We start from the raw sequence: 26395 nt of genomic DNA, 5'->3' as shown, positions 1-26395 counted from the left end.
CTAGCGTGCCGTTCGGGGGGTATGCGATGCGGCGGTGGGTGTTCGCGACGGTGATGGCGGCGGTGGTCGCGGCGGGATTGAGCGGGTGCGTGTTCCCGCCGACGCCGTTCGACGGGAAGCGAACGGCGGAGGATCGCATCCCGACCGACCTCATCCCGGAGGTCCAGGGCGGCGACATGTCCACCTCCCGCTACCAGGGCACGGCCGACGGCTGGGACATCTACCTTCTCCGCGGCACCGGCCAATTCGGCATCTGCCTGGCGTACACCGACGGCACGCCGGAACGCTCCGGCGCCGCGTGTTCGGGCGGAACCTGGGTGCGAGCGGGGCTGCCCGACGGCGACGAGTTCGAGGTGAACCTGAACGGCTTCATCGACACCCCGAAGCCCGGACAGAACGTCCTCTCGCCCTGGGTGCGTCAGGTCAGGCAGGGAAAGGGCAGGTGAGAGAACCACAGGGCCGGAGGCGCTGGGCCGTCCTGGCGATCGGGGTCATCTGCTGCGCCGTGCTCGTGGGAGTCGCGACGTTCTTCGTGCAGGTCCATGACGCAACCGCCGACTGGTGGCCGCGCGCCATCCCGACCCGGGTCCAATACGACCATCGCGACTTCACGTGCGGCGACAACCCGCGGAGGGACGACGTCGGGCCGGAGGCGCTGACCGGCCTCCAGCCGCGGGGACGCACGATCGGCGGCGGCGTCATCTACGCGCCTCCGGGATACGACCTGCCGGACGGCATCGTGGTCTCGGCCGACGGCGAGCTCCGGGCGTGCTCGCTCAGCGGAGGAATCTGACCGTCCGCGCGCGGCCTCACGCCCGCGCCGCGCCCGCCAGCCGCGAGCCGATGAGTGAGAGGGCCGACGCGAGGCTCTCTGTCCGCGCGCTCTCGGTGAAGCCGGGACGCAGCACGAGCACGGTGAATCCCGTGTCGTCGTGCTCGACGTACGCGAGCAGGCCGCCGGGATCGGTCGGTGCGACGCGGGTGTCGGTGACGCGCCACGATGTGTCGGTCAGCGGGATGATCTCCAGGGCCGGGTCCACAGGGATCCCCTCGAAGCTCGCCAGCATTGCCGTGCCTCCTGTTGGTGCCATGGTCCCACTCGATCACCGGGCGCACGGCGCGGCCAGGGATTGACAGAGGCGCGCGGCACCCTCCGTCGGACACAATGGGTGCCATGGGATCCATGGACCTCAACCCGCCCGTCGACGAGCACGACGGCGTCCGGGTCCACCGCGCGCTGTGGCGGCACTGGGGAACACCCGCGGCGATCTACGGGACGATCGTCTACGCCAGCGTGATCGCGGCGACCTCGGTCGACAACGAGGACAGCGGCTCGGCCGTGCAGATCCTCGTGTTCAGCCTGGTCAGCATCGTCGTGTTCTGGATGGCGCACGTGTACTCCGACGCGCTCGGGTTCCACGGCGACGCCGACCGCCTGGGCGACCGGATGCTCGACTCGCTGCGGCACGCGCTGTTCGAGTCGAGCGGGATGCTGGAGGCCGCGGTCATCCCGAGCGTCCCGCTGCTCCTCGCCTCGCTGCGCATCCTTCCGGCCGACGTCGGCGTCTTCCTGGCGCTGTGGCTGTGCGTCCTGCTCCTCGCCCTGCTCGGGTTCCTGGTCTTCCGTGTCCGGGGCCGCGGAGTGTGGGTGTGCCTGGTGGGGGCGGTGGTGACCGGGCTGTTCGGCGTGGTCGTCATCGTGCTCAAGTCGCTGCTGTCGCACTGAGCGCATAGCGCCGCCGGGCGCGGCGCGGAAGCCTGCGTGACGGGATGTGACGGGAGCGAAACAGAAGGACACGCAGCATCGACGCCGCTTGCGGACTCCCGCATTCTGATGCGCATCCCCGATGCCAGAGGAGTCCTCATGCGTTCCCGTCCCACCCGTTCCCTCGGCGCCGCAGCCGTCGTCCTGACCGGCGCGCTGGCGCTGTCCGCCTGCGCCTCCGGCTCCGACGCCGCATCCGGCGGCGGCACCAAGGTCGACGGCGGAACGATCGTGTACGCCCACCAGCAGGAACCGGCCTGCGTGTTCGGCGGCTGGATCGAGCAGGCGTACCTCTCCTACCAGGTGCTCGACAACCTGACGTCGCTGGATGAGGACCACAAGGTGGTCCCGTGGCTCGCGACCTCCTGGAAGCAGTCCGACGACGGACTGACCTGGACCTTCGACCTGAAGAAGGACGTGAAGTTCACCGACGGGACGCCGCTCACCGCCGCGGCCGTCGCCTACAACTTCGACTACTGGCTGAAGGGCGGCAACAGCACCGCGCAGGTCTGGCTCGACGGCTACTACAAGGATGCGAAGGCCGTCGACGACACCACCCTCCAGATCGACCTCTCCCGGCCGTACCCGCGCCTGGCCGACAACCTGTCGCAGGGCTACTTCGGCATCCAGTCGCAGCACGCGCTCGAAACCCGCAGCAAGGAGCAGAACTGCGAGGCGCCGATCGGCTCCGGGGCGTTCGTCGTCGACAAGTGGAACCGCGGCCAGGACATCATCCTGAAGAAGAACAAGGACTACACGTCGCCTCCGGCCAACGCGAAGCACACCGGAGCCGCCTACGTCGACGAGATCGACTGGAAGTTCGTGGCCGACCCGACCACCCGCGTCGCCGCGCTGCAGGGCGGCCAGGTGGACGCCATCTACGACGTCCCGGCCGTCCAGTGGAGCACGCTGAAGTCCGGCGGCTACCAGCTGGAGAAGTACGTGACGCGGGGCCGTCCGCAGCAGATCTCGTTCAACACACAGCAGGGTCCGTTCACCGACGAGAAGGTCCGCCAGGCGTTCGCCTACAGCCTCGACCGCAAGCAGATCGTCGACACCATCGGCCGGGGAGTCATCCCGTTCGAGGGCAACGGCGGCGTCAGCCAGACGACGCCCGGCTACAGCGAGAAGGCGGCCGACTGGTACAGCCGAGACCTGAAGAAGGCGGATGCGCTGCTCGACGCGGCCGGGTGGACGCGCCAGGGAAGCACGGGCGTCCGCGCGAAGGACGGCACGAAGCTGACCGTCTCGCTGCCCTACGGCGCAGGCTCGATCATCAACGCGGACGGCGCGGCCATCCTGCAGGGCGTCAAGGAGCAGGCCGCGAAGGTCGGCTTCGACGTGAAGCTCGTGCCGGTTCCGCAGAGCGAGTTCTTCTCGGGCAAATACGCCGGACCGGACACGCACGACCTGGCCGCCGGCTACTGGACGGCCGTCACCGCCGGCATCCTCTACATCAACTGGCGCCCGTCGACCCCGGACCACCCCAACTACTCCAACGCCGCGTTCTACAACGACCCGACGCTCGAGCAGTACATCCTCGACGGCAACTCGGCCCCGACCGTGGAGGCGCAGAACGCCGCCTACGAGAAGGCGCAGGACTACATCGCCGAGCACGCGCTGTCCATCGGCGTCTACGACCGGCTGAGCACGCTCGCGGTCGCTCCGAAGCTGCGCGGGGTGTGGCAGGAGAACGCACAGGGAGGACCGACGTTCTATGACGCCTACTTCGTCAAGTGAGCTGACCGCCGCCACTCCGTCGGGAGCCGCGCAGGGGCCGATCGCGCAGAAAGCGATCCGGCCCCGCCGGGGTCGCGCGGTCGCGATCACGCTGCTGCGCAAGATCGGCGCCGCCGTCGTGGTGCTGTGGGGTGCGGCCACCGTCGCGTTCTTCGCCCAGCTGGCGCTGCCCGGCGACCGCGCGACGACCATCCTCAACATCCGGGCCGGTCAGGCGCAGGCGCGCACCCCGGAGGAGCTGGCGCAGATCAACCAGCAGTACGGGCTGACCAAGCCGGTGATCGTGCAGTACCTCGACTACCTCCGCGGGCTGGTGTCGGGCGACTTCGGCACCTCGTACCAGCAGTACCGGCCGGTCACCGCGGTGATCGGCGAGCAGCTCGGCAGCACGCTGACCCTCTCGTTGACGGCCATCGCGTTCGCGTGGCTGATCATGGTCGTCTGGGTCACGCTGACGGCTGGTCGCGGGCCGCGGCTGGCGGGCTTCGGGTCGACGGTGGATGTGGTGACCGCCGGGCTTCCCGCCTACTGGCTCGGCATCATCCTGCTCCTGGTCTTCGGCCTCGGACTGCACTGGTTCCCGATCATCAGCGGATCTTCGCCCGCCGGGATCGTGCTGCCGGCGCTGACCCTGGCCATCCCGCTCGCCGGGTTCATGGCTCAGAGCGTGCGCACCGAGTTCGAGCGGTCGCTCGATCAGCCGTTCGTGCTGTCGGCGCGGATGCGCGGCATGGGCGAGTGGGGCATCCGGCTGCGGCACGTGCTCCGGCACGCGGTCATCCCGGCCGTGACGCTCTCCGGCTGGGCGCTGGGGGCGACCCTCTCCGGTGCCGTGATCGTGGAGTCGATCTTCTCGCGCCCGGGCATCGGCTCGGTGCTGGTCGGCGCGGTCAACGCGCAGGACCTCCCGGTGGTCACCGGCATCGTCACTCTGGTGGCCGTCGTGTATGTGGCCGCGAACCTCATCGTGGACGTCGTCTACACCGTCATCGACCCCCGCCTGGAGCTGACATGACCGCGCTCGGAACGCCTCCGTCCCCCGCCGCCGCGGCGGTCCGCCCGACGCTCGCCACCCGTCTCGGTCGCGTGCCGTGGGGGCTGGTGCTCGCGGTCGCCTTCGCCGTGCTCCTGCTGGTCGCCGTGATCGCGCCGCAGGCGCTGACGACGCATCTCCCGACGGCGATCGACTACCAGGCGGCGCTGCAGCAGCCGAGCCTCGCGCATCCCTTCGGCACGGACGAGTCCGGCCGCGACCTCTACACCCGCGTGGTCTGGGGCGCCCGTGACTCGCTGACCATCGGGCTCGGAGCCGCGGCCGTCAGTGTGGGTCTCGCACTCGTGCTCGGCACGCTCGCCGCCCTCGGGGTTAAGCCGGTGGCGGTCGTGATCGACCGGTTCGTGGAGATCCTCTTCGCATTCCCGGCCCTGCTCCTCGCCCTGCTGCTGATCGCGATCGCCGGCCCGAGCGCCGCGACGCAGGTCTTCGCGGTGGGCATCGGAACCGCCCCCGGGTACGCGCGGATGATCCGCGGGCAGATCCTCGGAGCGCGCAACTCCGGGTATGTCGAGGCGGCGACCGCGCTCGGGCACTCGCGGTGGCGCATCCTGCGCGCGCACATCCTTCCGAACGCCTTGCGGCCCCTGGTGGCGGTGTTCGCCCTGTCGATCGGACAGTCGATCGTGTGGGCGTCGAGCCTCTCGTTCCTCGGTCTCGGCGTCGCGCCGCCCGCCTCGGAATGGGGTGCCCTGCTGGATGCGGGGCGCCAGTACCTGACGACGGCGTGGTGGCTCGTCGTCATCCCCGGACTCGTGATCGTCGCCGTGGCGCTCGCCGCGACGACCATCGGACGGCACATCCAGGCACGCCTGGAGAAGGGAGAGCGGTCGTGAGCATCAGTACGGAGGCCGCGGAGGCGACGGAGACCACGGAGGCCGCGGAGACCGACGCCATCGTCGAGGAACTGGACTGGCCGGCGACCCGGCTGCGGGTGCGCAACCTCCGCACGGCGTTCCGTGTCGACGGCGCGCTGCGTCCGGTCGTCCACGGCGTGAGCTTCGACCTGCGGCCCGGGGAGTGCGTCGCGATCGTCGGTGAGTCCGGCTCGGGCAAGTCGGTCACGGCCCGCTCGCTGGTCGGCCTCGCGGGCCGCTCGGCGGTGGTCGAGGCGGACGAGCTGACCATCCACCACGAGGACGTCCGCGGGTTCGGCCCGCGCGAGTGGAAGCGCATCCGCGGCCGCGACATCGGCTTCGTGCTGCAGGATGCGCTGGTGTCGCTCGACCCGCTGCGCCCGGTCGGACGTGAGATCGACGAGGCGCTCCGCCTGCACGGCTGGGGCGGGCGCCGGGCGCGCCGGGAGCGCGTGCTCGACCTGCTGACGCGCGTGGGCGTGCCGTTCCCGGCCGTCCGCGCGAAGCAGCGCCCCGACCAGCTCTCCGGCGGCCTGCGGCAGCGCGCTCTGATCGCCTCCGCCATCGCCCTCGATCCGGACATCGTGATCGCGGACGAGCCCACCACCGCGCTCGACGTGACCGTGCAGGCGCAGGTGCTCGATCAGCTCGAGCTGATGAAGGAGCGCGGCGCCTCCGTGATCCTGATCAGCCACGACCTCTCGGTGGTCGCCCGGCTCGCCGACCACATCCTCGTGATGCGGGGCGGCGACGTGCTGGAGCAGGGGCCGGCCGGCCAGGTGCTCGGAGCGCCGGCGCACGAGTACACGCGCGCTCTGATCGCCGCGGTTCCGGGCGAGGCGACCCGCGGGCACGCCCTCACCCCGGGTGCTGCCGCGGTGCCGACCAAGCCGCCGGCCGGCGCCGTCGTGCTGGAGGCGACCGATCTGGTGAAGCGCTTCCACACCTCCGACGGCACGGTCACCACGGCCGTCGACCGCGTCTCCTTCTCGCTGCGCGCCGGGGAGACGCTCGGCATCGTGGGCGAGTCCGGTTCGGGCAAGAGCACCACCGCGCGTCTGGCCCTCGGACTGGAGGCCCTCGACGGCGGCACCGTTCGGCTGCTCGGACAGCCCTGGGCGCCGCTAGCCGAGAGCCGGCGGCGGGGTCTCCGGAGTCGCATCGCCGTCGTGTACCAGGACCCGCTGAGCTCGTTCGATCCGCGCTGGAACGTCGAGCGCATCCTGCTCGACGCGTTGCGCTCCGTGCGGTTCGCGTCGGCAGAGGAGCGGCGCGCGCGGGTGCTCGAACTGCTGCAGCAGGTCGGCCTTCCCGCGAACGTCCTCCCGCGGTTCCCGCTCAAGCTCTCGGGCGGCCAGCGACAGCGCGTCGCCATCGCCCGCGCGCTCGCACCACGTCCGGATGTCATCGTGCTGGACGAGGCCGTCTCGGCGCTCGACGTCACCATCCAGGCGCAGATCCTCGACCTCCTCGCGGAGCTGCAGCGCGAGTCGGGCGTCGCGTATCTGTTCATCTCGCACGACCTCGGCGTCATCAGTCACCTCAGCGACCGCGTCCTCGTCATGAAGGACGGGGTGGTGGTGGAGGAGGGCTCGCCGGATGATGTCTTCGAACGGCCCGCGCACCCGTACACTCGTGCCCTGATCGCCGCCATCCCGGAGTTCGATCCGGCCGCGCGAGCCGCCACCACCCCTGAAAGCGAGACCGCCGCATGAGCGAGCCCAAGCAGCTCTTCGTCAACCTCTTCGAGATGGCCTGCGTGAGTCACATCACGCACGGCCTGTGGACGCTCCCCGGCAACAACCGGGAGCGCTTCGCCGACCTCGACTACTGGCTGGAGCTGGCGCAGCTGCTCGAGCACGGCGGCTTCGACGGCATCTTCCTCGCCGACGTGATCGGAGCGTACGACGTGTTCCGCGGCGGCCCGGAGACGGCGCTGCGGGAGGGGCTGCAGAGCCCGAACCTCGATCCGCTGCTGCTCGTCCCGGCGATGGCCGCGGTGACCGAGCGGCTCGGATTCGGCGTCACGTTCTCGACCACGTACGAGCCGCCGTTCGCCTTCGCCCGCCGCATGTCGACGCTCGACCACCTCACCAAGGGGCGCATCGGCTGGAACATCGTCACGTCGTACCTGCCCAACGCCGCCCGCAACTTCGGCCTCGACGGCGAGGTTCCGCACGACGAGCGGTACCGCTACGCCGACGAGTACCTCGACGTGCTCTACAAGCTGTGGGAGGGCTCGTGGGATGACGACGCGGTCGTCGCCGACCGCGCGGCCGGGGTGTTCACCGACCCGTCGAAGGTGCGGTACATCGACCACGTCGGAAAGCGCTTCCGCGTCGCCGGGCCGCACATCGTCCATCCGTCGATCCAGCGGACGCCGACGCTGTTCCAGGCGACCGGGTCGCCCGCGGGCATCGAGTTCGCCGGCCGGCACGCCGAGGTGGTGTTCACCGGCGGGCGCACGAGCGAGGAGTTCCGGCGCAACGCCGACGGGATGCGCGAGGCGGCCGTGCGGCACGGGCGCGAGCGCGACGACATCCGCTTCATCGCGATGGCCGGCGTCATCGTCGGCCGGACGCAGGAGGAGGCGGAGGACAAGTGGCGCCTGTACCGCGAGCGCGCGAGCCTCGACGGCATCCTCGCGCACAGCAGCCTGCCGGTCGACCTGACGGCGTTCCCGCGTGACATCACCGTGCGGGAGGCGCTCGCCCGAGCCGATTTCCCGGCCGAGAAGGTGCCGTACCTGCCGCTCGACACCACGGTCGGTCAGGCGCTCGATTTCATTAAGGTGGGCCGCGACGAGCGGTTCCTCGTCGTCGGCGACCCGAAGACCGTTGCGGATGAGATCGAGCGCTGGCTGGACGAGGACGGCCTCGACGGCATCAACCTCCGGCAGTACCACTCCTTCGACACGGCGCGCGACTTCGCCGAGTTGGTGGTCCCGGAGCTGCGTCGCCGCGGCCGGCTGCCGGAGGAGGGCACCACGTCGGGGACGCTGCGCGAGCGGCTGTTCGGCGCCGGGAACTCCCGGCTCCCGTCGCGTCACATCGGCACTCGCTACCGTGGTGGGGCGAACCTCGATGTGCCGGTCGAGCCCTTGGAGCTGCACTTCGAGCACGCGGCGTCGTTCTGACAGGGGTCGTCAGCGGTCGTCAGCGGCCCGTTTCCTGGCAGCGAACCGTAGATTGTAGAGTTTCTAGCCAAGCTAGGTATATCCTGACGCCACGGCCGGCCCGGCCGACGGCAGAAGGAGCATCCCATGGCGAAGAAGCCCGGGGAGACGGTGGTCTTCGAGTACGACGGCAATGGGGATGTGGACGTCCTCGAGAAGCGGAGCCGGCCCCTGCCGAATCCGAGTGCGGACGAGGTGCTCGTCGAGGTGATCGCGACGGGGATCAACCACATCGAGGCGTTCATCCGCGCCGGCCGTGAGGAGGCGTGGGCGGACGAGCCGTTCCCGCGCGGCTCGGGAAGCGACTTCGCGGGGATCGTCGTGACCGGGGACGCCGGCGGGCGCTTCCGGAAGGGGGCACCGGTCATCGGGCACGTCCGGGCAGGCGCTCACGCGGAGCACGTCGTGGTCCCGGTGGGTGCGCTGGTGCCGAAACCGCCGCACGTGCCGTGGGAGGTCGCCGGCGGCCTCTACCTCGCCGGCGTGACCGCCCTGGACACCCTCGACGACCTCCGCATCGGACCCGACGACACCGTCGTGGTGTCCGCAGCGGCGGGTGGCGTCGGCAGCATCGAGGCGCAGCTGGCGAAGCATCGCGGCGCCCGGGTCATCGGCACCTGCGGTGACCGCAACTTCGACTACCTGCGCCAGCTCGGCATCCGGCCGGTGCGATACGGCGAGGCGATCGAAGAGCGCATCCGCGCCGAGGCGCCCGGCGGAGTCACGGCCCTGATCGACAACTTCGGGCAGGACGGCCGCGCCCTCGCAGAGTCGCTCGGCGTCCCGCCGTCGCGGTACCGGTCGAGCGAGGACCGCCGCGACACCGAGCTGCGGCTGCTGCAGGACGACCCGGAGACGATGGCGCACGGCACCGCACAGCTCGGCCGGCTGGCGCAGCTGGCCGAGGAACGTGCGTTCACGCTGCTGATCTCGGGGTTCTATCCGCTCTCCGACGTCAAGTACGCCTTCGACGACCTGCAGAACCTGCACTCGCGCGGCAAGATCGTGCTGGGGACGCATCCCGTCACCACGTACTGGACCCTGAAGACCCGCGACGTGCAGGAGGCGCGGGCGTAGCGTTCGCGGCCGGCCGCCTGCCCGCCTGCCTGCCCGCCGCTGCCGAAACGGAGGAGATTCGGCCGCATCCGCTGCTAGCCGCCTCCGTTTCCCGCTGTTCTGCGGCGCGTCGCACTCGATCTCCTCCCTTTCCACAACGCACCGGAACGGAGGAGAACCCGGCCGACGCGCGGGCGCTGCGGCAGAAACGGAGGCGATGAAGCCGGATGCGACCCGTCGTAACTCCGCTTCCGATTTCTTCGCGCCGTCCCGACGCGTGCCGTAGCGTGGACGAGGTCGGCGAGAGGAGGGGTGTCCGTGGGCGATCGGAGGTCCGTGGACGCCGTTCCGTCCGCATCCGACGCCCCCGCATCCACCCCCGCATCCATCCCCGCCGCCGGGGCGCACGGCGTGCGTGTGCGACACGACGGAGCCGCCGGCTGGACCCCCGACGGCATCGACGTCACCGTCGCACCGGGTGAGGTGCTGCTCGTCCTCGGACCGAGTGGATGCGGCAAGTCCACGTTCGCGCTGACCTTGAACGGGCTGGTGCCGCACGCCGTCCCCGCCGACCTCGAGGGGACGGTCCGGGTCGGCGGTGTGCTGACGCGGGATGCGACGGTCGCCGAGCTGAGCGAGCACACCGGCATGGTGTTCCAGGATCCGGATGCGCAGCTCGTCGCGCGCACGGTCCTCGACGAGGTGCGCTTCGGGCCGGAGAACCGTCTGGTCCCGGTCCCCGAGGTCGAAGCCCGGGCCGAGTCGGCGCTCCGGTCCGTCGGCCTGTGGGAGCGCCGGGACGACGACCCCGACACGCTCTCCGGCGGGGGACGTCAGCGGCTGGCGATCGCGTGCGCGTTGGCGCTCGACGCCCCGCTGCTCGTCCTGGACGAGCCGACCTCCAATCTCGACCCCGTCGGCGCCGAGGAGGTCTACCGGCTTCTCCGGCGACTGACGGGCACGGGATCGACGCGGTCGGTGGTGCTGATCGAGCACGACCTGGACCTGGCGCTTCCGATCGCCGACACCGTCCTGGTGCTCGACGCGGCGGGCCGTCCGTTCGCGTACGGTCCGGCGCGCGAGCTGATCCGCGATCGCGCCGAGGAGCTGAACCAGCTCGGCGTCTGGCTGCCCACGGCGACAACCGCGGCTCTGCGTCTGCGCGCCGCCGGCATCCCCCTCGATCCCCTGCCCCTCACTCCCTCCGACCTCACCCAAGCCCTCTCCCACCCACCGTCGAGTACGCAAACTTTGCACGCTCCGGAGCCTGATCGTGTGCAAAGTGTGCGTACTCGACGGTGGGCGGAGACCACCGAGGGCGAGGAGCGCGAGCGGGAGGAGCACGCGGCGGCGGCGGTTCGCGTCGACGGGCTCACGGTGCAGCGCGGGCGGCGGACCGTGCTGGAGGATGTGTCGCTGCGCGTCGGGCGCGGGGAGTTCCTCGCGGTCGTCGGGCCGAACGGCGCCGGCAAGACCACGCTCGTGCAGGCGATCGCCGGAGTCGCGCGCGCCCCCCGCTCGGTCATCGACGTGCTCGGGCTCGACCCGGCGCGGGCATCCGTCCGTGCGCTGCGCGAGACCGTCGGGTTCGTCTTCCAGAACCCCGAGCACCAGTTCGTCACGCACAGCGTCGAGGACGAGCTGGCGTTCGGGCTGCGGCAGCGACGCCTGCCCGCGGCCGAGATCGCGGAGCGCGTGGATGCGATGCTCGCCGTCCTGGGACTCGCCGACTACCGCTCCGCGCATCCCTTCCTCCTCTCCGGCGGGCAGAAGCGTCGACTCTCGGTGGGCACGGCGCTCATCGAGGGAGCGCCGGTGCTGGTGCTCGACGAGCCGACGTTCGGCCAGGACCGCGCCCGCGCGACCGAGCTGCTCGACCTCCTCGCCGAGCTCAACCGCGGCGGCACCACCGTGATCGCCGTGACGCACGACCTCGGGCTGATCGCCGAGTACGCCTCCCACGTGGCGATCGTCGCGGGCGGCCGGCTGCCCGCCGTGGGCGAGACGGCCCGCATCCTCGGCGACCCTGCGCTGCTCGAGTCGCACGGACTCCGCCAGCCCGCCCTGGCGCGCGCCCTCGCGGACCCCTCGGTGCCCGAGCCACTGCGCGGCCTCACCCGGCTCGCCGACCTCCCTGGCGCCCGATGACCGCGACCGCCACCGCACCGCATCTCGCGGAGCGCCCACCCGGGTTCCTCGCGCGCCTGAACCCGCTCGCGAAGGTCGCCGCGGTCGTCCCCGCGTGGATCGGGCTGCTCGTCACCCGGGATGCGCTCGTGCCGCTCGTGCTCCTCATCGCGGCTGTCGTCCTCCTCCTGGCCGGCGCCCGCCTCTCGCCGCGCGCATTCGTACTGCTCCTCGTCGGGATCCCGGCCGGCGTCCTCGTGACGGCGATCGGCTTCGGCCTGTGGGCGGAACCGACCACAACCGCCGACCCGACCGTCCTGTCCGCGGCGGGTTCGTACCAGTTCACGACCGGCGCGCTGCTCGTCGGTCTGACGACTGCGCTGCGAATCGCCGCGATCCTCGCGCTGGCGCTCGTCGGCGGCCTCACGACGAGCGGACCCGACCTCGCCCGCGCCCTCACCGCGCAGCTGCGCGTTCCGTACCGGTTCGCGTACACCGCCGTCGCGGCCTACCGGTTCGTACCGCTCTTCGCCTCCGAGCTCGCCGCGATCCGTCGCGCGATGCGGGTGCGCGGCGTAGCCCCCGGCCGCGGGCCCATCGCCGCCGCGCGCCGCGCCTCCGCGATGGTGGTGCCGCTCCTCGCCTCCAGCATCCGTCACGCCGACCGGGTCGCGCTCACCATGGAGTCCCGCGCGTTCGGCGCCCACCCGCGCCGCACCGAACGCACCCCACCGCAGTGGCGGCTGCGGGACACGGTGTTCGTCGCCGTCCTGTGGGTGGTCACCGCGGCTGTGCTCGTCCTGCGCTGACCCGCTGACCCGCCCGTTCTGCCCCCAGTACGGGGGAAAACGGCCCTCTACCGGGGTGAACCCGGGGTGAAAAACGCTCACCTGCCTCCGCGATTCGGAAAGACTCCGGCTGTACCCGACGCGTCGCGTGTTCCCGCACCTTCGCGATCTCCGACTGTTCTGCCCGAAGGACTACGTCTTGCTTACCCGACTCCGTTCGTTGTTCCTGCCTGCTCGCGGTGCCCACGCCCGCCGCCGTACGCTCCGCGCCCCGGCCAGCGTCGCCGCGGGCATCGTCCTCGCGCTGATCGGCGCGGTGGCCGTCGGAGCGCCAGCGGCCAACGCCGACGACCTGGGCTCCGGTGTGCTCAACCTCTCCAAGACGGCGAACGTCACGGAGGTCACCCCCGGGCAGAGCTTCCTCTACACGATCAACTACGGCTGCTCGTCCACGACGACGGGATGCGTCAACGCGGTGCTGACGGACCCCGTCCCGGCGCCGCTGCAGATCGTGGGCAAGCCGACCGTCGTCGGTGCGGGCAGCGCCACCACGACGGTCGACGGCAACACGATCACGGTCGCGTTCGCAGACAGCGTCCCGAACACCGTCCCGGCGAGCACGGGTCTCGCCGCGGGCACGACCGGGTCGGTGCAGATCCAGGTCACCATGCCGCAGAACGTGGACAAGTCCCTCGACGGCACGCAGCTGACCAACAACGCGACCTTCACCGCGACGAACGCGTCGACCGTCAGCGGCTCCGTGCCGGTGACGGTGCACGTCCCGGACGTCATCACCGCGTCCGTGTCCAAGACCTGGACGCCCGGTTCGACCCAGTACAACCCGGGCGAGACCTCGCAGGTGGCACTGACCGTGGCCAACACCTCCAACATCCCCGCCACGAGCTTGACGATCGCCGAGCCGGCAGACCCCGCCGCGGCCGGCAGCACCTTCGAGTTCTACGACCTCGCGGGCTTCGGTGCCGTGACGTTCCCCGCCGGAGCCGACCAGGTCCAGGTCATCGCGCTCACCGCGGGCGGCCCCGTCGACGGACCGGTCGGCGCCACGCCGCAGCTGCCGTCCGGCGTGCAGCCGGGTGACGTGACCGGCCTCCGCTTCGTGTTCTCGTCGAGCACCGGTGACACCATCGACGCCGGCGGCGCCGCCGGATCGGTCGCCCTCACCCTGGTGCAGCGCGCGACCGGCCGCACCGGAGGCGCGAGCCTGGTGACCGGAGGAACCCGCACCAACCAGGTCGGCGCGACCGTCAGCACCCCGAATGGAGACGGCCAGGCGCCCCTCGCGTCCGCCCAGCAGATCGTCGCCCCGCTCACCGTCTCGGTGTCGGCCGACAAGTCGTTCGTCGACCCGCAGATCCCCGCGGGCGACTCGTCCGTCGCCACGGTCATCGCCAAGAACACCTCGACCGGCCCGCTCACCAGCCTGACGGTGACCGAGCCGGGCTCCGGCACCTTCTTCACGAACAAGGTCACCTTCGGCGGCTTCACCTCCGCGGCCGCGTGGCCGCAGGGCGCGACCGGCGCCATCGTCCACTGGTTCGTCAACTCCGGGACGGCGCCCGCCGACTCGACGGTCGACCAGGCGTCCGGTCTGCCCGGCGCACCCACGCTCAGCGGCGGGCAGTACCTGACCGGCTTCCAGATCGTCTACACCGGTTCGATCGCCCCGGGCGCCACCGCCAGCATCCCCTTCACCGTCAACACGACGACGGACGCGGGACCCGCCGGCTCCGGTTTCGTCACCTACCCGAACGCCGCGACGGTCGAGGGCGCCAACCCGGCCGGAACCGCGACCGACACCGCGAACGCCAACCTCGACGTGTACTTCCCCGAGGTCAAACTGACCCTCGACAAGACCATCACGCCCAGCACCGTGATCCCGGGAGGGACGAGCCTCGTCCAGCTCTCGGCACAGACGCCGACCGGCACGAGCTCCGTCCGCCCGGACACGATCGTGATCACCGAGCCGCAGGACACCGCGAGCGCGCCCTACTGGAACGCCTTCGACGCCACCGCGATCGCTCCGACCGGTGTGCCGTCCGGCTCCAAGCTGACCATCGAATACACGACAGACGGCACGACGTGGAAGACGCTGACCGTCGTGGACGCGACCGCCGCCTCCAAGACGTACTCGACGACGCTCGACAGCGTGCTGCCGAACGGGACGACGCACTCCGACGTCCGCGGCCTGCGCTTCACCTTCACGGACGCCGACGGCTTCGGCCAGGCGACCAACGTCAAGCCGGCCATCACCTTCACCGCCCGCGGCCAGCTCCGCGACGGCAGCGGCCCCACCAACCCCGGCACCTACCCGACCATCACCCCGTACCAGAACTGCGCGGTCAGTCAGGCGTCAGGCACCGTCGCCGGCTCCGGCATCACCAGCCAGCCCGTCGCCGACTGCGCCACGGTCGGCGTGCAGGCGACGCAGGGCGGCCCCGGCCCGCTGCTCGCCGCGAAGAGCTGGGACGGCACCAAGGTCGTCCAGGCGCAGTCCGGCGCCACCACCGGCGTGACGCTCGGCTGGGGCAGCCAGGTGAGCGGGATGCAGTCGATGACCATCCAGGATCCGGCCGTGCCGAGCCCGATCGAGGGCAGCGTCTTCCAGGCGTTCGACCTGGTCCGCATCGACGCGATCACGCCCACCTCGACCGCAGGTGCGACGCTCGACCCGCAGATCCGCTGGGACAAGGTCCTTAAGGTCGAGCTGTTCGATGGGACGCAGTGGAACGACATCACCTCCGCCGCCTGCCCGACGGCCAACGCCTGTGACGGTGTGTTCCCCGGTTACACCCTCACCGCGGCGGAGCGTGCGAGCACCCAGGGCGTGCGCCTGACCGTGATCGAGAGCCCGAACCGCGCCGCGCGCATCCAGTCCACCGGCGACCCGACCGCCCCCGCGGTCGGCAGCGGCGTCGCCGCGGTGAGCGCGAGCGCCCAGCCGGGCGGCCGCGCCGTGCACCTCGACCTCGCCATCCGCAACGCCGTCCGGGGCGGCGCCGCCACCGACTGGGTGACCGGCACGCGCACGTACAACCTCGCCGGTTCGCCGGGGGCGGTCGACAACACCGTGCGGGTCGGCGCGCAGCCGTTCAGCGGCGCACCGGTCAGCCGGGACGCGAACGACCACGTCACGATCATCGACCCGACGTTCACCACCAAGGTCACGAAGACGGCCTCTCCGCAGACGCTCGTCATCCCGCAGCCCGATGTCCCGGCCTCCGCCTACCCCAGCACGACGTACACGACGACGGCGACCAACACGTCCACCAGCAACACCTGGCAGCTGCGGCTCTCCGACCCGACCGAGTGCGTGAACGCCGCCACCTCCGACCCGTGCGTGTTCGCGCCGTACGACGCCGCGGCCAACCCGTTCGAGCAGCTGAACCTGACGAAGATCGTGGTCGACCTGAGTCAGGCGTCGGGCGTCCAGACGAACGCCAGCAGCGTCTCCCTGCTCCACCTGGCCGCCGACGGCAGCACGACGACCGAGACGGTCACGCTGGCGCAGGCCATGGCGAAGACCCCGGCGGACCTCAGCGACGTCGTCGCGGTCAGCGCGCTCCTCCGCGGCACCAACGCCAAGGGAAGCGACGGCACCGGCGGCACGATCGCCCCGCTGCAGAAGGTGGGCCTGACGCTGACGGCGCAGCTGCGCAAGACGACCCGCACCGGCGGGACGGCTCCCGTGCCCAGCACCATCGTCAACAACGCGCACGCCACGCTCCACGACGACGTCTACCCGGCCGTGCAGGCCGCCGACGAGCAGGGCGTCACGGTGACGCTCCAGAACGGCAACCTCCAGGTCACGACCGGCAAGACGTTCAACCCGACCAGCACCCTGCAGGCGAACCCCGTCGACCCCATCCAGGTCAACCTGCGTGCCCGGTCGACCGGGACCCTGTCGCCCAAGGTCCTCGTCATCGAGGATGCGGATGACAGCTTCTGGAACGCCTTCACCCTGAAGTCGTTCACGCTGCCCAACACGCCGACCGGCGCCGACCGCGTCCAGGTGGATGCACGCACGGGTCAGGGCGCGAACGCCCAGTGGCAGTCGGGAACGCCGACCGCGATCGGTTCTGCGGCCCTCCCCGCCGGCGTCGCCGCCGCGGATGTGACCGGCCTGCGGTACACCTACACGCGTGCCGACGGCGCCGCCTTCTCCGCCTCGGAGGACAAGGACGATGTCCGGCTCAACGTGTCGCTCCGGACGACCCTGCGTGACGGCAGCGGTCCCGTGACCTCGACGGTCGTGGCTCAGCCCATGCCGGGTGAGACCGCTGCGGGCACGATCTCCGATACGGTCACCGCCGACGCGGCCTACAACGACGTGCACGCCACCCAGGCGAACGCCAGCGCGACCTTCACGGTCGACCCGGGCACCGCGAAGCTCCAGGTCGAGAAGACCAGCCCGGGTCAGGCGGCCTCCGGACGCGAGGTGAACTGGACCCTGCGGTTCAAGAACAGCGGAACCGGCAGCCTCGCGAACCCGGTGGTGACGGACACCCTGCCGGCCGACGGGTCGCTCCTCTACGTGCCGACCAACGTCCCGACCTTCAGCACCACCACCGGCGGAACGCTGCCCGTCGACGGCGCCGTGATCACGCGCACCTACGACGCCGCCACCGGCACCATCCGGTTCACCTGGCCGGCGGGCTCCCAGCTCGCGCCCGGCGAGACCTACAGCATCACCATCGGTCTGCAGATCAAGCCGGGACTCGCCCCGGCGAAGACGGCCGTGAACACCTTCGGCGTGTCCACCGACCGCCAGCTCACCAGCGCGGACTGCACGGCCCTCAACCCGGGCAACGGGCGAGCCGTGACCTTCGTCGGCAACACCTGCTCGACCAGCAACGTCGTGACGACGCTGTCGCAGGGATCGTTCACCGCGTCCAAGGGCGTCAAGTCGTCCACCGGACTCGCGCAGAACGTCGTCAACCCGGCCCTTCCCTGCACCGCCGACGCAGACGGCTACTACCGGTACCCGTGCGCCGCGGTCAGCGCGATCGGCGCGACCGACGACTGGAAGCTCGAGATGGTCAACGGCGGAAACGTCGCGGCCAAGACGCTGACCGCGGTCGACGTCTTCCCGTACCCCGGCGACACCGGCGTGGTCGACTCGTCGGCCCGCGGTTCCGTGTACACGCCGAAGTTCCTCGGCGACCTGACCTTCCAGCCGACCGGTGACGCCGCGGGTGCGGTGATGACCTGGTACGTGACCACCGCCGCCAAGCCGTGCGCCGCCGACATCACGCCGGGCTCCTCCTGCCCCGCCGGCGCGTGGGTTCCGTCGAGCCAGGTCGGCTCGACCATCCAGGCGGCGGATGTGACGGGTGTCAAGATGGTCTTCGACTTCAGCGGCACCGCATCCGGCACCCTCGCGGCCGGCGCCGCCGTGAAGGTCACCTACACGAGCACGAACGTGCCGACCGTCGCCGCCGGCGACCACCGCGCGCCGGTGACCGCACCGGTGACCGCCGTCCGCGCCTGGAACTCGTTCGGCTTCTACCCGACGTATGTCACGGGCTCGCAGCCGGCCGGACCCCAGGAGCCGATCAAGGCGGGCGTCATCCTCACCGGCGGTCCGCTGCAGATCACCAAGACCGTCACCGGAGCGGCGGCGCAGTACGCGCCGACCAGCTTCCAGGCGGATGTCAGCTGCACCATCGGCGGCGTCGCCGTCGGTCTCGCGGCGAATGCCACGGTGACGCTGAGCGCGGCGAACCAGTACACCGCGCGGATCGACGGCATCCCGACCGGCGCCCAGTGCGCGGTGGTGGAGCACGGCGCGGACGGCTCCTACGGCGAGGCGAGCCGGACCGTCACGCCCGGTTCCGTCACGATCGCAGCAGCCGACGCGACGGCGCCCGTGCCGGACGCCCAGAAGATCTCCATCGTCAACGACTACGGGACGACCGACCTGACCGTGACGAAGCACGTGGACACCGCGGCGACGGCCGGCGCCTTCGGGCCGTTCGGCGTGAGCGTGGTCTGCACGGCACCGCTCGGCCAGAGCATCCCGCTCGCCGCCGGGGACGCCGCGTTCACCCTCCAGGACGGCGGGTCGCACACGATCAGCGGTCTCCCGGCGCGGTCCAGCTGCGTCGTGACGGAGACGGATGCGGATGGTGCGGCGGCCTCGCCGAACCACGTCGCCGTCTCGGTCGACGGAGCGCCGGCGACCGACGGGACGCAGGCGACCGTGCTGCTCGGCACCGGACCGCAGACGACGACCGCCGACATCACCAACCACTACGCTGCCGGCACCCTCGCGATCACCAAGATCGTCGACGGCGACGCGGCGGCGGGATACGGTGACGGGCCCTTCACCATCCACGTCACCTGCGTCTACGCGGGCGACCAGACGCTGTTCGACGGCGACCTCTCCATCGTGGGCGGCCAGACCCTCACCGTGCCGGGCGTCTACCCGGCGGGCACCGAGTGCTCGGTGGTGGAGACGACCGACGGCGGCGCGACCGGAAGCACTGTGGACACCCCGACCGTCACCATCCCGGGTGCGACCGACGGCTCCGTGCCGACGGTCACCGTGAGCGTGACCAACACGTTCTCCGCGGGCAGCGTGACGATCGTCAAGCAGCGCGTCGGCGACGGCGTGGCCCGCTACGGTGCCGGTCCGTTCACGGCGCAGCTCATCTGCACCTGGCAGAAGGACGGCCAGACGCTCACCATCCCGCTGCCCAACGCCGGACTCGTCACCCTCGACGACGCGAACGGCTACACGGCCACGGTGACCGGCCTCATCCAGCGCGCGCACTGCGACGTGACCGAGACCGCGACCGGTGGGGCGACCGCCGTGTCCATCGCACCGAGCAGCGGCGTCACCGTCCCGGCGGGGGCACCGGCCGAGGTGACGATCGCGAACACGTTCGACACCGGCTCCCTCGTCATCGACAAGAAGCGGATCGGCGACGGCGTGGCCTCGTTCGGCGCCGGCCCGTTCACCATGCAGGTCACCTGCACCTACGAGGTGGACGGGGTGGTCACCCCGATCGACCTCGGCACCGACGGCACGGTGGTCCTGTCGAAGGCGAACGGCTACTCCGCATCGATCGATGGCCTGATCGCGGGCGCATCCTGCGCCATCGAGGAGACCGACGCCGGGCTTGCGACCGCCACCACGATGGACCCGGCCGACGGCACGGTGACGATCGCGGCAGGCGCCGCGGCGACGGTCACCGTGACCAACCGCTTCGACGTCGGACACCTGCGGATCGCGAAGACCGCCGACCGGTCGACGGCGGCAGTCGGCGACACGATCGTCTACACGATCACCGTCACCAACGACGGACAGATCGACGCGAAGGATGTGGCCGTCACCGACCACCTGCCCGCCGGAATCCAGGTGCTCGGCGCCAATCCCGCGGCCGCGAAGGCGACCGACGGCGAGCTGCACTGGGTGATCCCGGGCATCGCCGCAGGCGACAAGGCGACCATCACACTGGCCGCGAAGCTCATCGCGCCGCAGGACACCACCAACCGCGCCAGCGTCGAGACGCCGAACGGCCCGTGGGATCCGTCCACCGGCGACGAGCGGTGCGGCGACGGTGCGACGGCGTGCGCCACGGTGACCGACCCGGCCGTGCACGGGCTGGCGAGCACCGGAAGCGACCTGCTCGGTTCGCTGGCCTGGGCGATGACCGCGCTGGCCGCGCTCATCGCCGGAGCCGGACTGCTCCTGCTGCGTCGCCGGCCAAGGCTCCGGAAGCGATGAACCAGACCCGATCTGGTCAGCGACCGGCCGAGGGAGAGGCTGGGTAAGCCCTCTCCGTCGCGCGGCGGGGAGGACGGGAACCTCCCCGCCGCACTTTTTTCCGAAACCCGCGTCATGATCCGGCCCGTCGTCACTCTCTTAAGCAGGGTCGCTCGACAGGGCCTGTGAGCGCGGCGCATTCGGCCCGCCGCCTCGCGGTGCCGCTCGTGCGGTCGCGGTGGGCCGGGTTTTCCCGGCTCGGTCCACCGCAGCGCGTCTCCCGGTCTCCCCGGAGGCGTTCGGGACCTGTCCTCACCGTGTCACTCTCCGTTCCCGTCTCAGTCCGGAACGGAGGATGCGGCCGCCGACGCGCCGCGCCCCCGCACAAAACGGAGGGGACTGCGGAGCGGTGGGGCGGGATGTCCTCCGTTTCGCGCAGCCTGCCGACGTCTCGGTGCGGATCCCCTCCGTTTCTGTCCGCGTCGGGAACGGAGAATGCGGCCGTCGACGCGCTGCGCCTCCGCGCGAAACGGAGGGGATCGCGGTGCGGTGGGGCGGGATGTCCTCCGTTTCGCGCGGCTTGCCGGAGTGGCGGCGCGGATGTCCTCCCTTTCCGTTCCAGTCGGGAACGGAGGATTCGGCCGCCGATGCGCTGCATCGCCGCGGGGAACGGAGGGGATCGCGGAGCGGGCGGGCGGAATGTCCTCCGTTTTGTGCGGCGGACGGTGTGGCGGTGCGGATCTCCTCCGTTCTGGTGCGGTGGGGAAGGGAGGATGCCGTCGCCGGCACTCCGGCAAGCCGCGCGAAACGGAGGAGGGATTCGGGAGCCCGGTGCCCGGTCGCCTCGTTACCGGCGAGCCGGACGCGCGTCAGGGCAGCGTGACGGGCACGTCGCTGAGGACGCCGTGGCGCGCGCCGGAGAGGTACACGGCGCCGATGCGGTGGTCGCCCGCGGTCCAGCTGTAGACCTGGGACGCATCCCCCGCCGCGTCGAGGGTGAGCGTGTACGGCGTCGACTCGCCGTCGGCCCAGACCTGCACCGTCGAACCGCGGAGGCCGTGCACGGTGATCGCGACGGTCCCGGGTGACCCCAGGGCGGTGACGGTCGGCACGATCGCCGTCCCGACAAGCGGTGCGGATTCGGCCGAGACGTTGCCGAGCACGTCCGTCTCCCGGGCCGTCAGGCTGTACGCGGGTGAGATCGCGATCAGCTCGGGAGACGTCCACGCGCCGTCCGCACCGGCTGTGACGGTGGCGACCGCCGTGCCGTGGTCGGACACCACGATCGTCGCACCGGGCTCCGCCGTGCCGGTGAGGATGGGCGCGAGCCGGGCGGCGAGGTCTCCGGCGCCCGTGTCCGCGCTGAAGATGACGGGCGGAAGCGCCGTGCGGTCGACGCCGATCCGCACGGACGCGGGTGCCGAGGTCAGGCCGCTCCGTGTCTGCGTGACGGAGAGGTCCCAGGTGCCGTCCGCGAGTCCGCCCAGGTCGGCGTCGAGGCTCCACGAGCCGTCGGGCGCGACCGTCGCGCTGCCCAGAACGGCCGACGACGAGGTGGAGGACGAGGAGGTCGCCACCCGGGCGGCCGATGCCACGGGCGATCCGGTGACGGCGATGGTGGCACCGGGTGCGCCGCTCCCGGTCAGGGCGAGGGACGTCGCGGCGGTCTCGAAGCCCGAGGGGAAGGTCGAGGCGACGACGGGTGCCGCCGGCGGAACGGCCGGAGGACCGACCGGCGGCGCGACCGGCGGCACGACGGCCGGCACCGAGGCGGTCGGCACCGCCGGCACCGCCGGCACCGCCGGCACGACCGGCCGCGCGACCGGTGGCGCATCCTCACGAGCCGGGTCGGGCACCACGGGCGCGACCGGCGGCGGCGAGCCCACAGGCGCTTGCGGCTCCGGCGTGGTGCCGCCCGTCGCACCGGGCGCGTCCGGCACCGCAGCCGACGGGGCATCCGTCGGCTGCGCTGCGGTCACCTCCTGTCGAGTGGATGCGAAGAGCTGCGGCCCCAGGACGACCGCGCCGACGACACCGGCCGCCGCCGCCACTCCGACGATGGTCGCGCCGACGCCGAAGGCGGCTCCATGCCCGCCACTCCGGGCCGACCGCCCGGCGCGCGCCGTACCCGCCGCCCCGGCGGAATGGCCGCCTGAGGCACCCGACCCGCCGCCGACGCTCCCGCCGGCCCCGCCGCCGGCCGCCACCGCACCCCCGACCGCACCGCCCGCCACCGCCGCCGCCCCGCGCTGCAGGCTGGCCGCGTACGCCGCCGCCCCGCCCACGCCGAGCAGCAGCGGAAGCAGCACGAGCGTCAGCCGAGAGCCCACGTTCTGCGCTTCCGCCGCCACGATGGAGCACTTGGCGCATTCGGTCAGGTGCCGTTCGAGCCGCGCGGTCTCGCGTTTTCCGAGTGCGCCGCGGCTGTAGGCGCCGAGGCGTTCGGTGGTCCAGCGGCAGTCGGATCCTTCTGGGCTGGCCGAGATGTGCGCCTGGATCCACGCCTGGCGCAGCCCTTCGCGCGCCCGGTACGCCAGCGCCGCCGTGCCGTTCGGGGTCAGGCCGAGCAGCGGTGCGACGGTGGCCGGGCTCATCCCCTCGACCTCGCTGTACCAGAGCACCTCCTGCCAGCGCTGCGGGAGCGAGCGGAACGCGCGGGCGGTGAGCGACCGGTCGAGCGCATCCATGCTGGCCGCTTCGGTCGTCTCCGGGTCTTCGATCGTCGTCGCGTCTTCGATCGGGACATCACGCCGGGCGCCGCCCCAGGCTGCGGCGACGTTGCGGATCGTGGTGAAGAGGTAGGGCCGGAACCCGGCGCTCGGTCCGCGCCCGTCCCGAACCGCCTTCAGGATGCGGGCGTAGGCCTCGGCGACGACGTCATCCGGGTCCTCGGTGCTGAACGAGCGGGCCACCGTCCGGCCGGCGGAAGCGTGACGGAGCCACAGCTCGGCGAACGCGTCGTCGTCTCCGGCGCGCGCGGACTCGACGAGGTCCGTGTCCGAACGGTCGGACACGGTCTCGTTCTCGTCGTTTTCGCGCACGTTGTGCTCGTCCGCCCGGTCAGCAGATCCCGGCGAGAGCCCGCCGTCGCCGGAGGTCGGTGGGTTCATGGCGCGCGCCGCCGACGCACACGAGGAAGAGGAACGGGGCGCCGTCCCAGGGCACGCGGATCGTGCTCGAGATGCCGCCGGCGTTGTCGACCAGGACGTCGTCGGGGAGGGCGAAGAGCTCCTGACGCCGCCCGGAACCGTCGGTCGCCAAACCCTGCACGGCGTCGGCGAGGTCGGTGAAGCGCGGATCGTCCGCCTCCACCGCCCAGCCGGTGAGCGGCTGGTGCGTGTCACGGCTGATCGGCAGGATGTCGAAGACGGTGGCGGCCACCTGCTCGAGGGAGGCGTCGACGGTCAGCGACCGCGTCCTCTCGAGCATGGGCGCGTTGGCCGAGGCGAGGGCGAGCCAGTCGCCGGGGCGGAGGTCGTCGAGCAGGGCGAGCAGTGCGCCGGTCATCGGCGGCGCGAACGGGTCGGGCATGACGGGGGCTTTCTGTGTGCACGCCGAGAGCGCCCGCCGGGTCGCGGGCACTCTCGGCGTCGAGCGGGGTTCGGGTCTCCCGGATTCGGCACCGTTCGATCGGCACCGATCTACGCGGCAGCGTTTCGGGTCGCCGCCGGTGGCGCACGTTCGGGTCATGCACCACCTAAGAGATCGCGAATATCCGGAATCATGACGCCGGTTTGCGAAGTTTTTTCCGGTCACGCGCCGACCACGGTGTCCCGGGTGCCGGAGGATGCGGCGGGCGCGGAGAGGACACGCACCAGCTCGTCGCTGAAGAGGCGGCCGTCGTCGATCACGGCGGCGGTCGCGACGCACCGCCGGGCGAGCTCGCCCTCGTCGAGGCCGGTGAGCACGGCGATGTCGGCGAGCCCGATCCATCCCGCCTGGGCTCGGGTCCGGATCGATTCGCCGCGCACGCCGAGCTCGGCGGCGACGAGCCGCGCCGGGTATCCGGCGTGCAGCAGCCCGCTGATCACCTGACGGGTCAGCAGGTAGGCCGCCCGTCGCTGCGATCCCAGCGCTTGCTGCTCGTCGGCGTGCGCGTTGCGCAGGAGCGCGGCCAGGTCGTCCGGCAGCGCCCGGTGCCACCGCGTGGCGGTGTGCGCGTCGAGGTCGGGACGACGGAGAGTCGGGGTGCTCTCGTCGATGGTCATGTCGTTCCTGGGGTGAGGGATGGGGCGGGAGGGTGAGCGGGCGTGCAAGAGAACGCTACGTGCCCCGGAGCCACCGGCGGACCGAATTCACCCTGCGCTCACCCTCGGCGCTCCCGGCGCTCCCGGCGCTCTCGACCGCTCTCCGCTCTCTCCGCCTCAGTCGCGCTCGACGAGCAGGTTGCGCGTCAGCGCGACCGCGATCGCATCCTCCCGGCTGTTGACCCCGAGCTTTCGGTAAACGCTTCGCAGCTGCGACTTGACCGTGTTTGCCGACACCACGAGGGCTGCGGCGATCTCCGCGACGGATCCCGTCTTCATCAGCTCCGCCAGCACGGCGAGCTCGCGGTCGGTGAGCAGCAGGTCCGGCTCGGCGACCGGGAGCAGCGAGCGCAGCGGTACATCGCGGGTCACCTGGCCGTAGCCGACGTCGTCGAGGGCGGACACGACCCGGTCGAGGTCGTCTGCGGGGAGCAGGGCCAGCGCCAGTCGTTGTCCGGTGCGCTCCAGCACCGCCCCCAGGTGCTCCACGACGCCGCGGGTGCGGGAGGTGGGCGCGAGCCGGAGCAGCACCGCAGCCTCCAGGGCGGCCGCCTCCGCGGTCTGCCGCGCGGTGAGGGGGCCGCGCACCGCCGCACGCAGTTCGCTCAGCGCCGATCCGTTCCGGCCGAGCGAGACGTGGACCCGCGCGCGGGCGATGTGCTGGTCGGGGCCCGCGACCGTGTCCCGTTCGACGATGACGGAGGCGGCGTCGGGGTTGCCGAGCGCGAGTTGCTGCAGGGCGCGCATCCGGCCGAGTTCATGGCGTGCGGAGGCCGACCGCGCCTCGCCGGCCCTCATCGACGCATACGCCTCAAGCCCGGCCAGGGCCTCGCCGGGTCTGCCGTCCACCAGCAGGGCGAGCGCTTCGACGCGCGCCTCGGCGACCCAGTGCTCGATGCTCCGCCGGTCGTGCTCCATCTCGGCGAGATGTTCCCGCGCCGTGGCGGCGTCCAACCGCTCGAGCGCGAGCATCGCCTCGGCCAGCTGGTAGAAGGTGCCCGTGTACATCCTCCGCTGCCGGTCCGTCCACGGGCCGGTGCGGGCGTACTCGACGTGCGCTCGTGCTTCGGGCAGGTCGCCCTGGAGCGCATGGATGCCCGCGAGCATGGCGAGGTTGCCGAACCCCGGGGAGGGCGGTGTGGTGGGGGAGGCGGCCAGTCCTTTGGAGAAGGTCTCCATCGCCTGCTCCACCTCGCCTGCGTAGTAGAGCGAGATGCCCACCTGCGCGTACATGCGCGGAAGCTCGGTCAGCTGTCGGCGCTCGTCCTCACCGAGGCGGTCGAGCGTCGCGACGGCCGCGTCGGCGGGACCGATCGCCATTCCCGGCCGCCCGATCAACCGGTACGCGCTCGCCTCGGCGGACCGGATCAGGGCGCGGTCCACGGGACTCAGGGCGGCGTTGCGCGGTGATCGGGCCGAGCGGACGGCGATCACGAAGTAGCGCAGCGCGCGCACCCGGTGGAAACCGAGTCCGTTGTAGGCGATGCCCAGCAGCATGGCAAGGAGCGGGTGCGACCGGAGCTCCGAGGTCGGGACCTGCTCGAGCAGGAGGCGGGTGGCCTCACCGTGCCCGCTGACCAGCGGGAACCATCCGGTGCGGACGGCCCCGGTCGCCGCGTCCCAGTCGCCGGCGTCGACCGCGTCCTTGAGGGCGTCGAGCGCCACCCGGTCGGCGGATGAGCGCTCGGGCCCCGAGTCGCCGACCGTCTCGTCGTCCACTGATCCTCCCGAATCCATCATTCACCCCTCGTCGGGCGCGCCGCGCCGCTGGGCCACCACCGTGTACGCAACGCGACCACCATCTTTCTTTATTCGCCGATCGAAGTGTTTCGGGCCGCGGGCCTGTCGGAAACCGGG

At 71.7% G+C, this 26395-nt stretch carries 17 protein-coding genes; 12 read left to right on the top strand and 5 right to left on the bottom strand.

Annotated elements, in window-relative coordinates; translation table 11 throughout:
* Positions 1-26 precede the first annotated feature (26 nt).
* Both J2Y42_RS02885 and J2Y42_RS02880 read left to right on the top strand, forming a co-directional pair.
* A complete protein-coding gene (locus J2Y42_RS02885; RefSeq protein ID WP_309854865.1) occupies positions 27-446 on the top strand; it encodes a hypothetical protein in 420 nt (139 codons plus the stop codon).
* Positions 443-793: a hypothetical protein gene (locus J2Y42_RS02880; RefSeq protein ID WP_309854863.1), complete on the top strand. Its 351-nt coding sequence runs from the start codon at positions 443-445 to the stop codon at positions 791-793. Before J2Y42_RS02885 ends, J2Y42_RS02880 begins: the two co-directional genes overlap by 4 nt.
* Before the next feature lie 16 nt (positions 794-809).
* Here J2Y42_RS02880 and J2Y42_RS02875 read toward each other — a convergent pair whose 3' ends face one another.
* Positions 810-1091 (bottom strand): hypothetical protein, encoded by a 282-nt coding sequence (locus tag J2Y42_RS02875; RefSeq protein WP_309854861.1) that lies wholly within the window; start codon positions 1089-1091, stop codon positions 810-812.
* An 83-nt stretch (positions 1092-1174) separates the two neighbouring features.
* On the opposite strand from J2Y42_RS02875, the gene J2Y42_RS02870 reads away from it, so the two are divergent.
* From J2Y42_RS02870 to J2Y42_RS02825, 10 genes are all read left to right on the top strand, one after another.
* Positions 1175-1726, top strand: coding sequence for a hypothetical protein (locus tag J2Y42_RS02870; protein ID WP_309854859.1), 552 nt, complete (start codon positions 1175-1177; stop codon positions 1724-1726).
* Positions 1727-1864: 138 nt separating this feature from the next.
* Positions 1865-3505: an ABC transporter substrate-binding protein gene (locus J2Y42_RS02865; protein WP_309854857.1), complete on the top strand. Its 1641-nt coding sequence runs from the start codon at positions 1865-1867 to the stop codon at positions 3503-3505.
* Positions 3483-4520, top strand: coding sequence for an ABC transporter permease (locus tag J2Y42_RS02860; protein ID WP_309854855.1), 1038 nt, complete (start codon positions 3483-3485; stop codon positions 4518-4520). Before J2Y42_RS02865 ends, J2Y42_RS02860 begins: the two co-directional genes overlap by 23 nt.
* Entirely contained in the window at positions 4517-5395 is an 879-nt protein-coding gene (locus J2Y42_RS02855) for an ABC transporter permease (RefSeq protein WP_309854853.1), read from the top strand. The genes J2Y42_RS02860 and J2Y42_RS02855 overlap by 4 nt, the downstream gene beginning before the upstream one ends.
* Complete coding sequence (locus J2Y42_RS02850; RefSeq protein ID WP_309854851.1) at positions 5392-7131, top strand: ABC transporter ATP-binding protein; 1740 nt, start codon at positions 5392-5394, stop codon at positions 7129-7131. The genes J2Y42_RS02855 and J2Y42_RS02850 overlap by 4 nt, the downstream gene beginning before the upstream one ends.
* Complete coding sequence (locus J2Y42_RS02845) at positions 7128-8552, top strand: LLM class flavin-dependent oxidoreductase (RefSeq protein WP_309854848.1); 1425 nt, start codon at positions 7128-7130, stop codon at positions 8550-8552. Before J2Y42_RS02850 ends, J2Y42_RS02845 begins: the two co-directional genes overlap by 4 nt.
* 126 nt (positions 8553-8678) lie before the next feature.
* Positions 8679-9668 carry an NADP-dependent oxidoreductase gene (locus J2Y42_RS02840; protein ID WP_309854845.1) on the top strand — a complete coding sequence of 330 codons (990 nt, stop codon included), beginning with the start codon at positions 8679-8681 and terminating at the stop codon, positions 9666-9668.
* A gap of 297 nt (positions 9669-9965) precedes the next feature.
* The gene (locus J2Y42_RS02835) at positions 9966-11795 is read left to right on the top strand and encodes an ABC transporter ATP-binding protein (protein ID WP_309854843.1); all 1830 of its coding nucleotides are present in this window, start codon (positions 9966-9968) and stop codon (positions 11793-11795) included.
* Positions 11792-12583 (top strand): energy-coupling factor transporter transmembrane component T, encoded by a 792-nt coding sequence (locus J2Y42_RS02830; protein ID WP_309854841.1) that lies wholly within the window; start codon positions 11792-11794, stop codon positions 12581-12583. Before J2Y42_RS02835 ends, J2Y42_RS02830 begins: the two co-directional genes overlap by 4 nt.
* 178 nt (positions 12584-12761) lie before the next feature.
* The gene (locus J2Y42_RS02825) at positions 12762-20312 is read left to right on the top strand and encodes a DUF5979 domain-containing protein (RefSeq protein WP_309854839.1); all 7551 of its coding nucleotides are present in this window, start codon (positions 12762-12764) and stop codon (positions 20310-20312) included.
* Positions 20313-21160: 848 nt separating this feature from the next.
* Here J2Y42_RS02825 and J2Y42_RS02820 read toward each other — a convergent pair.
* From J2Y42_RS02820 to J2Y42_RS02805, 4 genes are all read right to left on the bottom strand, one after another.
* Positions 21161-23332: a sigma-70 family RNA polymerase sigma factor gene (locus J2Y42_RS02820; RefSeq protein ID WP_309854837.1), complete on the bottom strand. Its 2172-nt coding sequence runs from the start codon at positions 23330-23332 to the stop codon at positions 21161-21163.
* A gap of 19 nt (positions 23333-23351) precedes the next feature.
* Positions 23352-23822: a hypothetical protein gene (locus tag J2Y42_RS02815; protein WP_309854835.1), complete on the bottom strand. Its 471-nt coding sequence runs from the start codon at positions 23820-23822 to the stop codon at positions 23352-23354.
* Positions 23823-24043: 221 nt separating this feature from the next.
* Positions 24044-24499, bottom strand: a complete 456-nt coding sequence (locus tag J2Y42_RS02810; protein WP_309854833.1) for a hypothetical protein — start codon at positions 24497-24499, stop codon at positions 24044-24046.
* A gap of 156 nt (positions 24500-24655) precedes the next feature.
* Positions 24656-26278 carry a helix-turn-helix transcriptional regulator gene (locus tag J2Y42_RS02805; protein ID WP_309854831.1) on the bottom strand — a complete coding sequence of 541 codons (1623 nt, stop codon included), beginning with the start codon at positions 26276-26278 and terminating at the stop codon, positions 24656-24658.
* Positions 26279-26395: the final 117 nt, after the last annotated feature.

Origin of the sequence: Leifsonia sp. 1010, from assembly GCF_031455295.1 — a bacterium.
Taxonomy (GTDB): domain Bacteria; phylum Actinomycetota; class Actinomycetes; order Actinomycetales; family Microbacteriaceae; genus Leifsonia.
Note: the sequence above shows the minus strand (reverse complement) of the source record. Positions and strands in the feature narration are given on the sequence as shown.

Excerpts from the sequence above, each read along its gene's own strand:
- J2Y42_RS02875 (WP_309854861.1), bottom strand. The coding sequence starts at position 1,091 with ATGGCACCAACAGGAGGCACGGCAATGCTGGCGAGCTTCGAGGGGATC.
- J2Y42_RS02870 (WP_309854859.1), top strand. The coding sequence starts at position 1,175 with ATGGGATCCATGGACCTCAACCCGCCCGTCGACGAGCACGACGGCGTC.
- J2Y42_RS02845 (WP_309854848.1), top strand. The coding sequence starts at position 7,128 with ATGAGCGAGCCCAAGCAGCTCTTCGTCAACCTCTTCGAGATGGCCTGC.
- J2Y42_RS02860 (WP_309854855.1), top strand. The coding sequence starts at position 3,483 with ATGACGCCTACTTCGTCAAGTGAGCTGACCGCCGCCACTCCGTCGGGA.
- J2Y42_RS02840 (WP_309854845.1), top strand. The coding sequence starts at position 8,679 with ATGGCGAAGAAGCCCGGGGAGACGGTGGTCTTCGAGTACGACGGCAAT.
- J2Y42_RS02810 (WP_309854833.1), bottom strand. The coding sequence starts at position 24,499 with ATGACCATCGACGAGAGCACCCCGACTCTCCGTCGTCCCGACCTCGAC.
- J2Y42_RS02885 (WP_309854865.1), top strand. The coding sequence starts at position 27 with ATGCGGCGGTGGGTGTTCGCGACGGTGATGGCGGCGGTGGTCGCGGCG.
- J2Y42_RS02855 (WP_309854853.1), top strand. The coding sequence starts at position 4,517 with ATGACCGCGCTCGGAACGCCTCCGTCCCCCGCCGCCGCGGCGGTCCGC.
- J2Y42_RS02830 (WP_309854841.1), top strand. The coding sequence starts at position 11,792 with ATGACCGCGACCGCCACCGCACCGCATCTCGCGGAGCGCCCACCCGGG.
- J2Y42_RS02815 (WP_309854835.1), bottom strand. The coding sequence starts at position 23,822 with ATGCCCGACCCGTTCGCGCCGCCGATGACCGGCGCACTGCTCGCCCTG.
- J2Y42_RS02865 (WP_309854857.1), top strand. The coding sequence starts at position 1,865 with ATGCGTTCCCGTCCCACCCGTTCCCTCGGCGCCGCAGCCGTCGTCCTG.
- J2Y42_RS02805 (WP_309854831.1), bottom strand. The coding sequence starts at position 26,278 with ATGATGGATTCGGGAGGATCAGTGGACGACGAGACGGTCGGCGACTCG.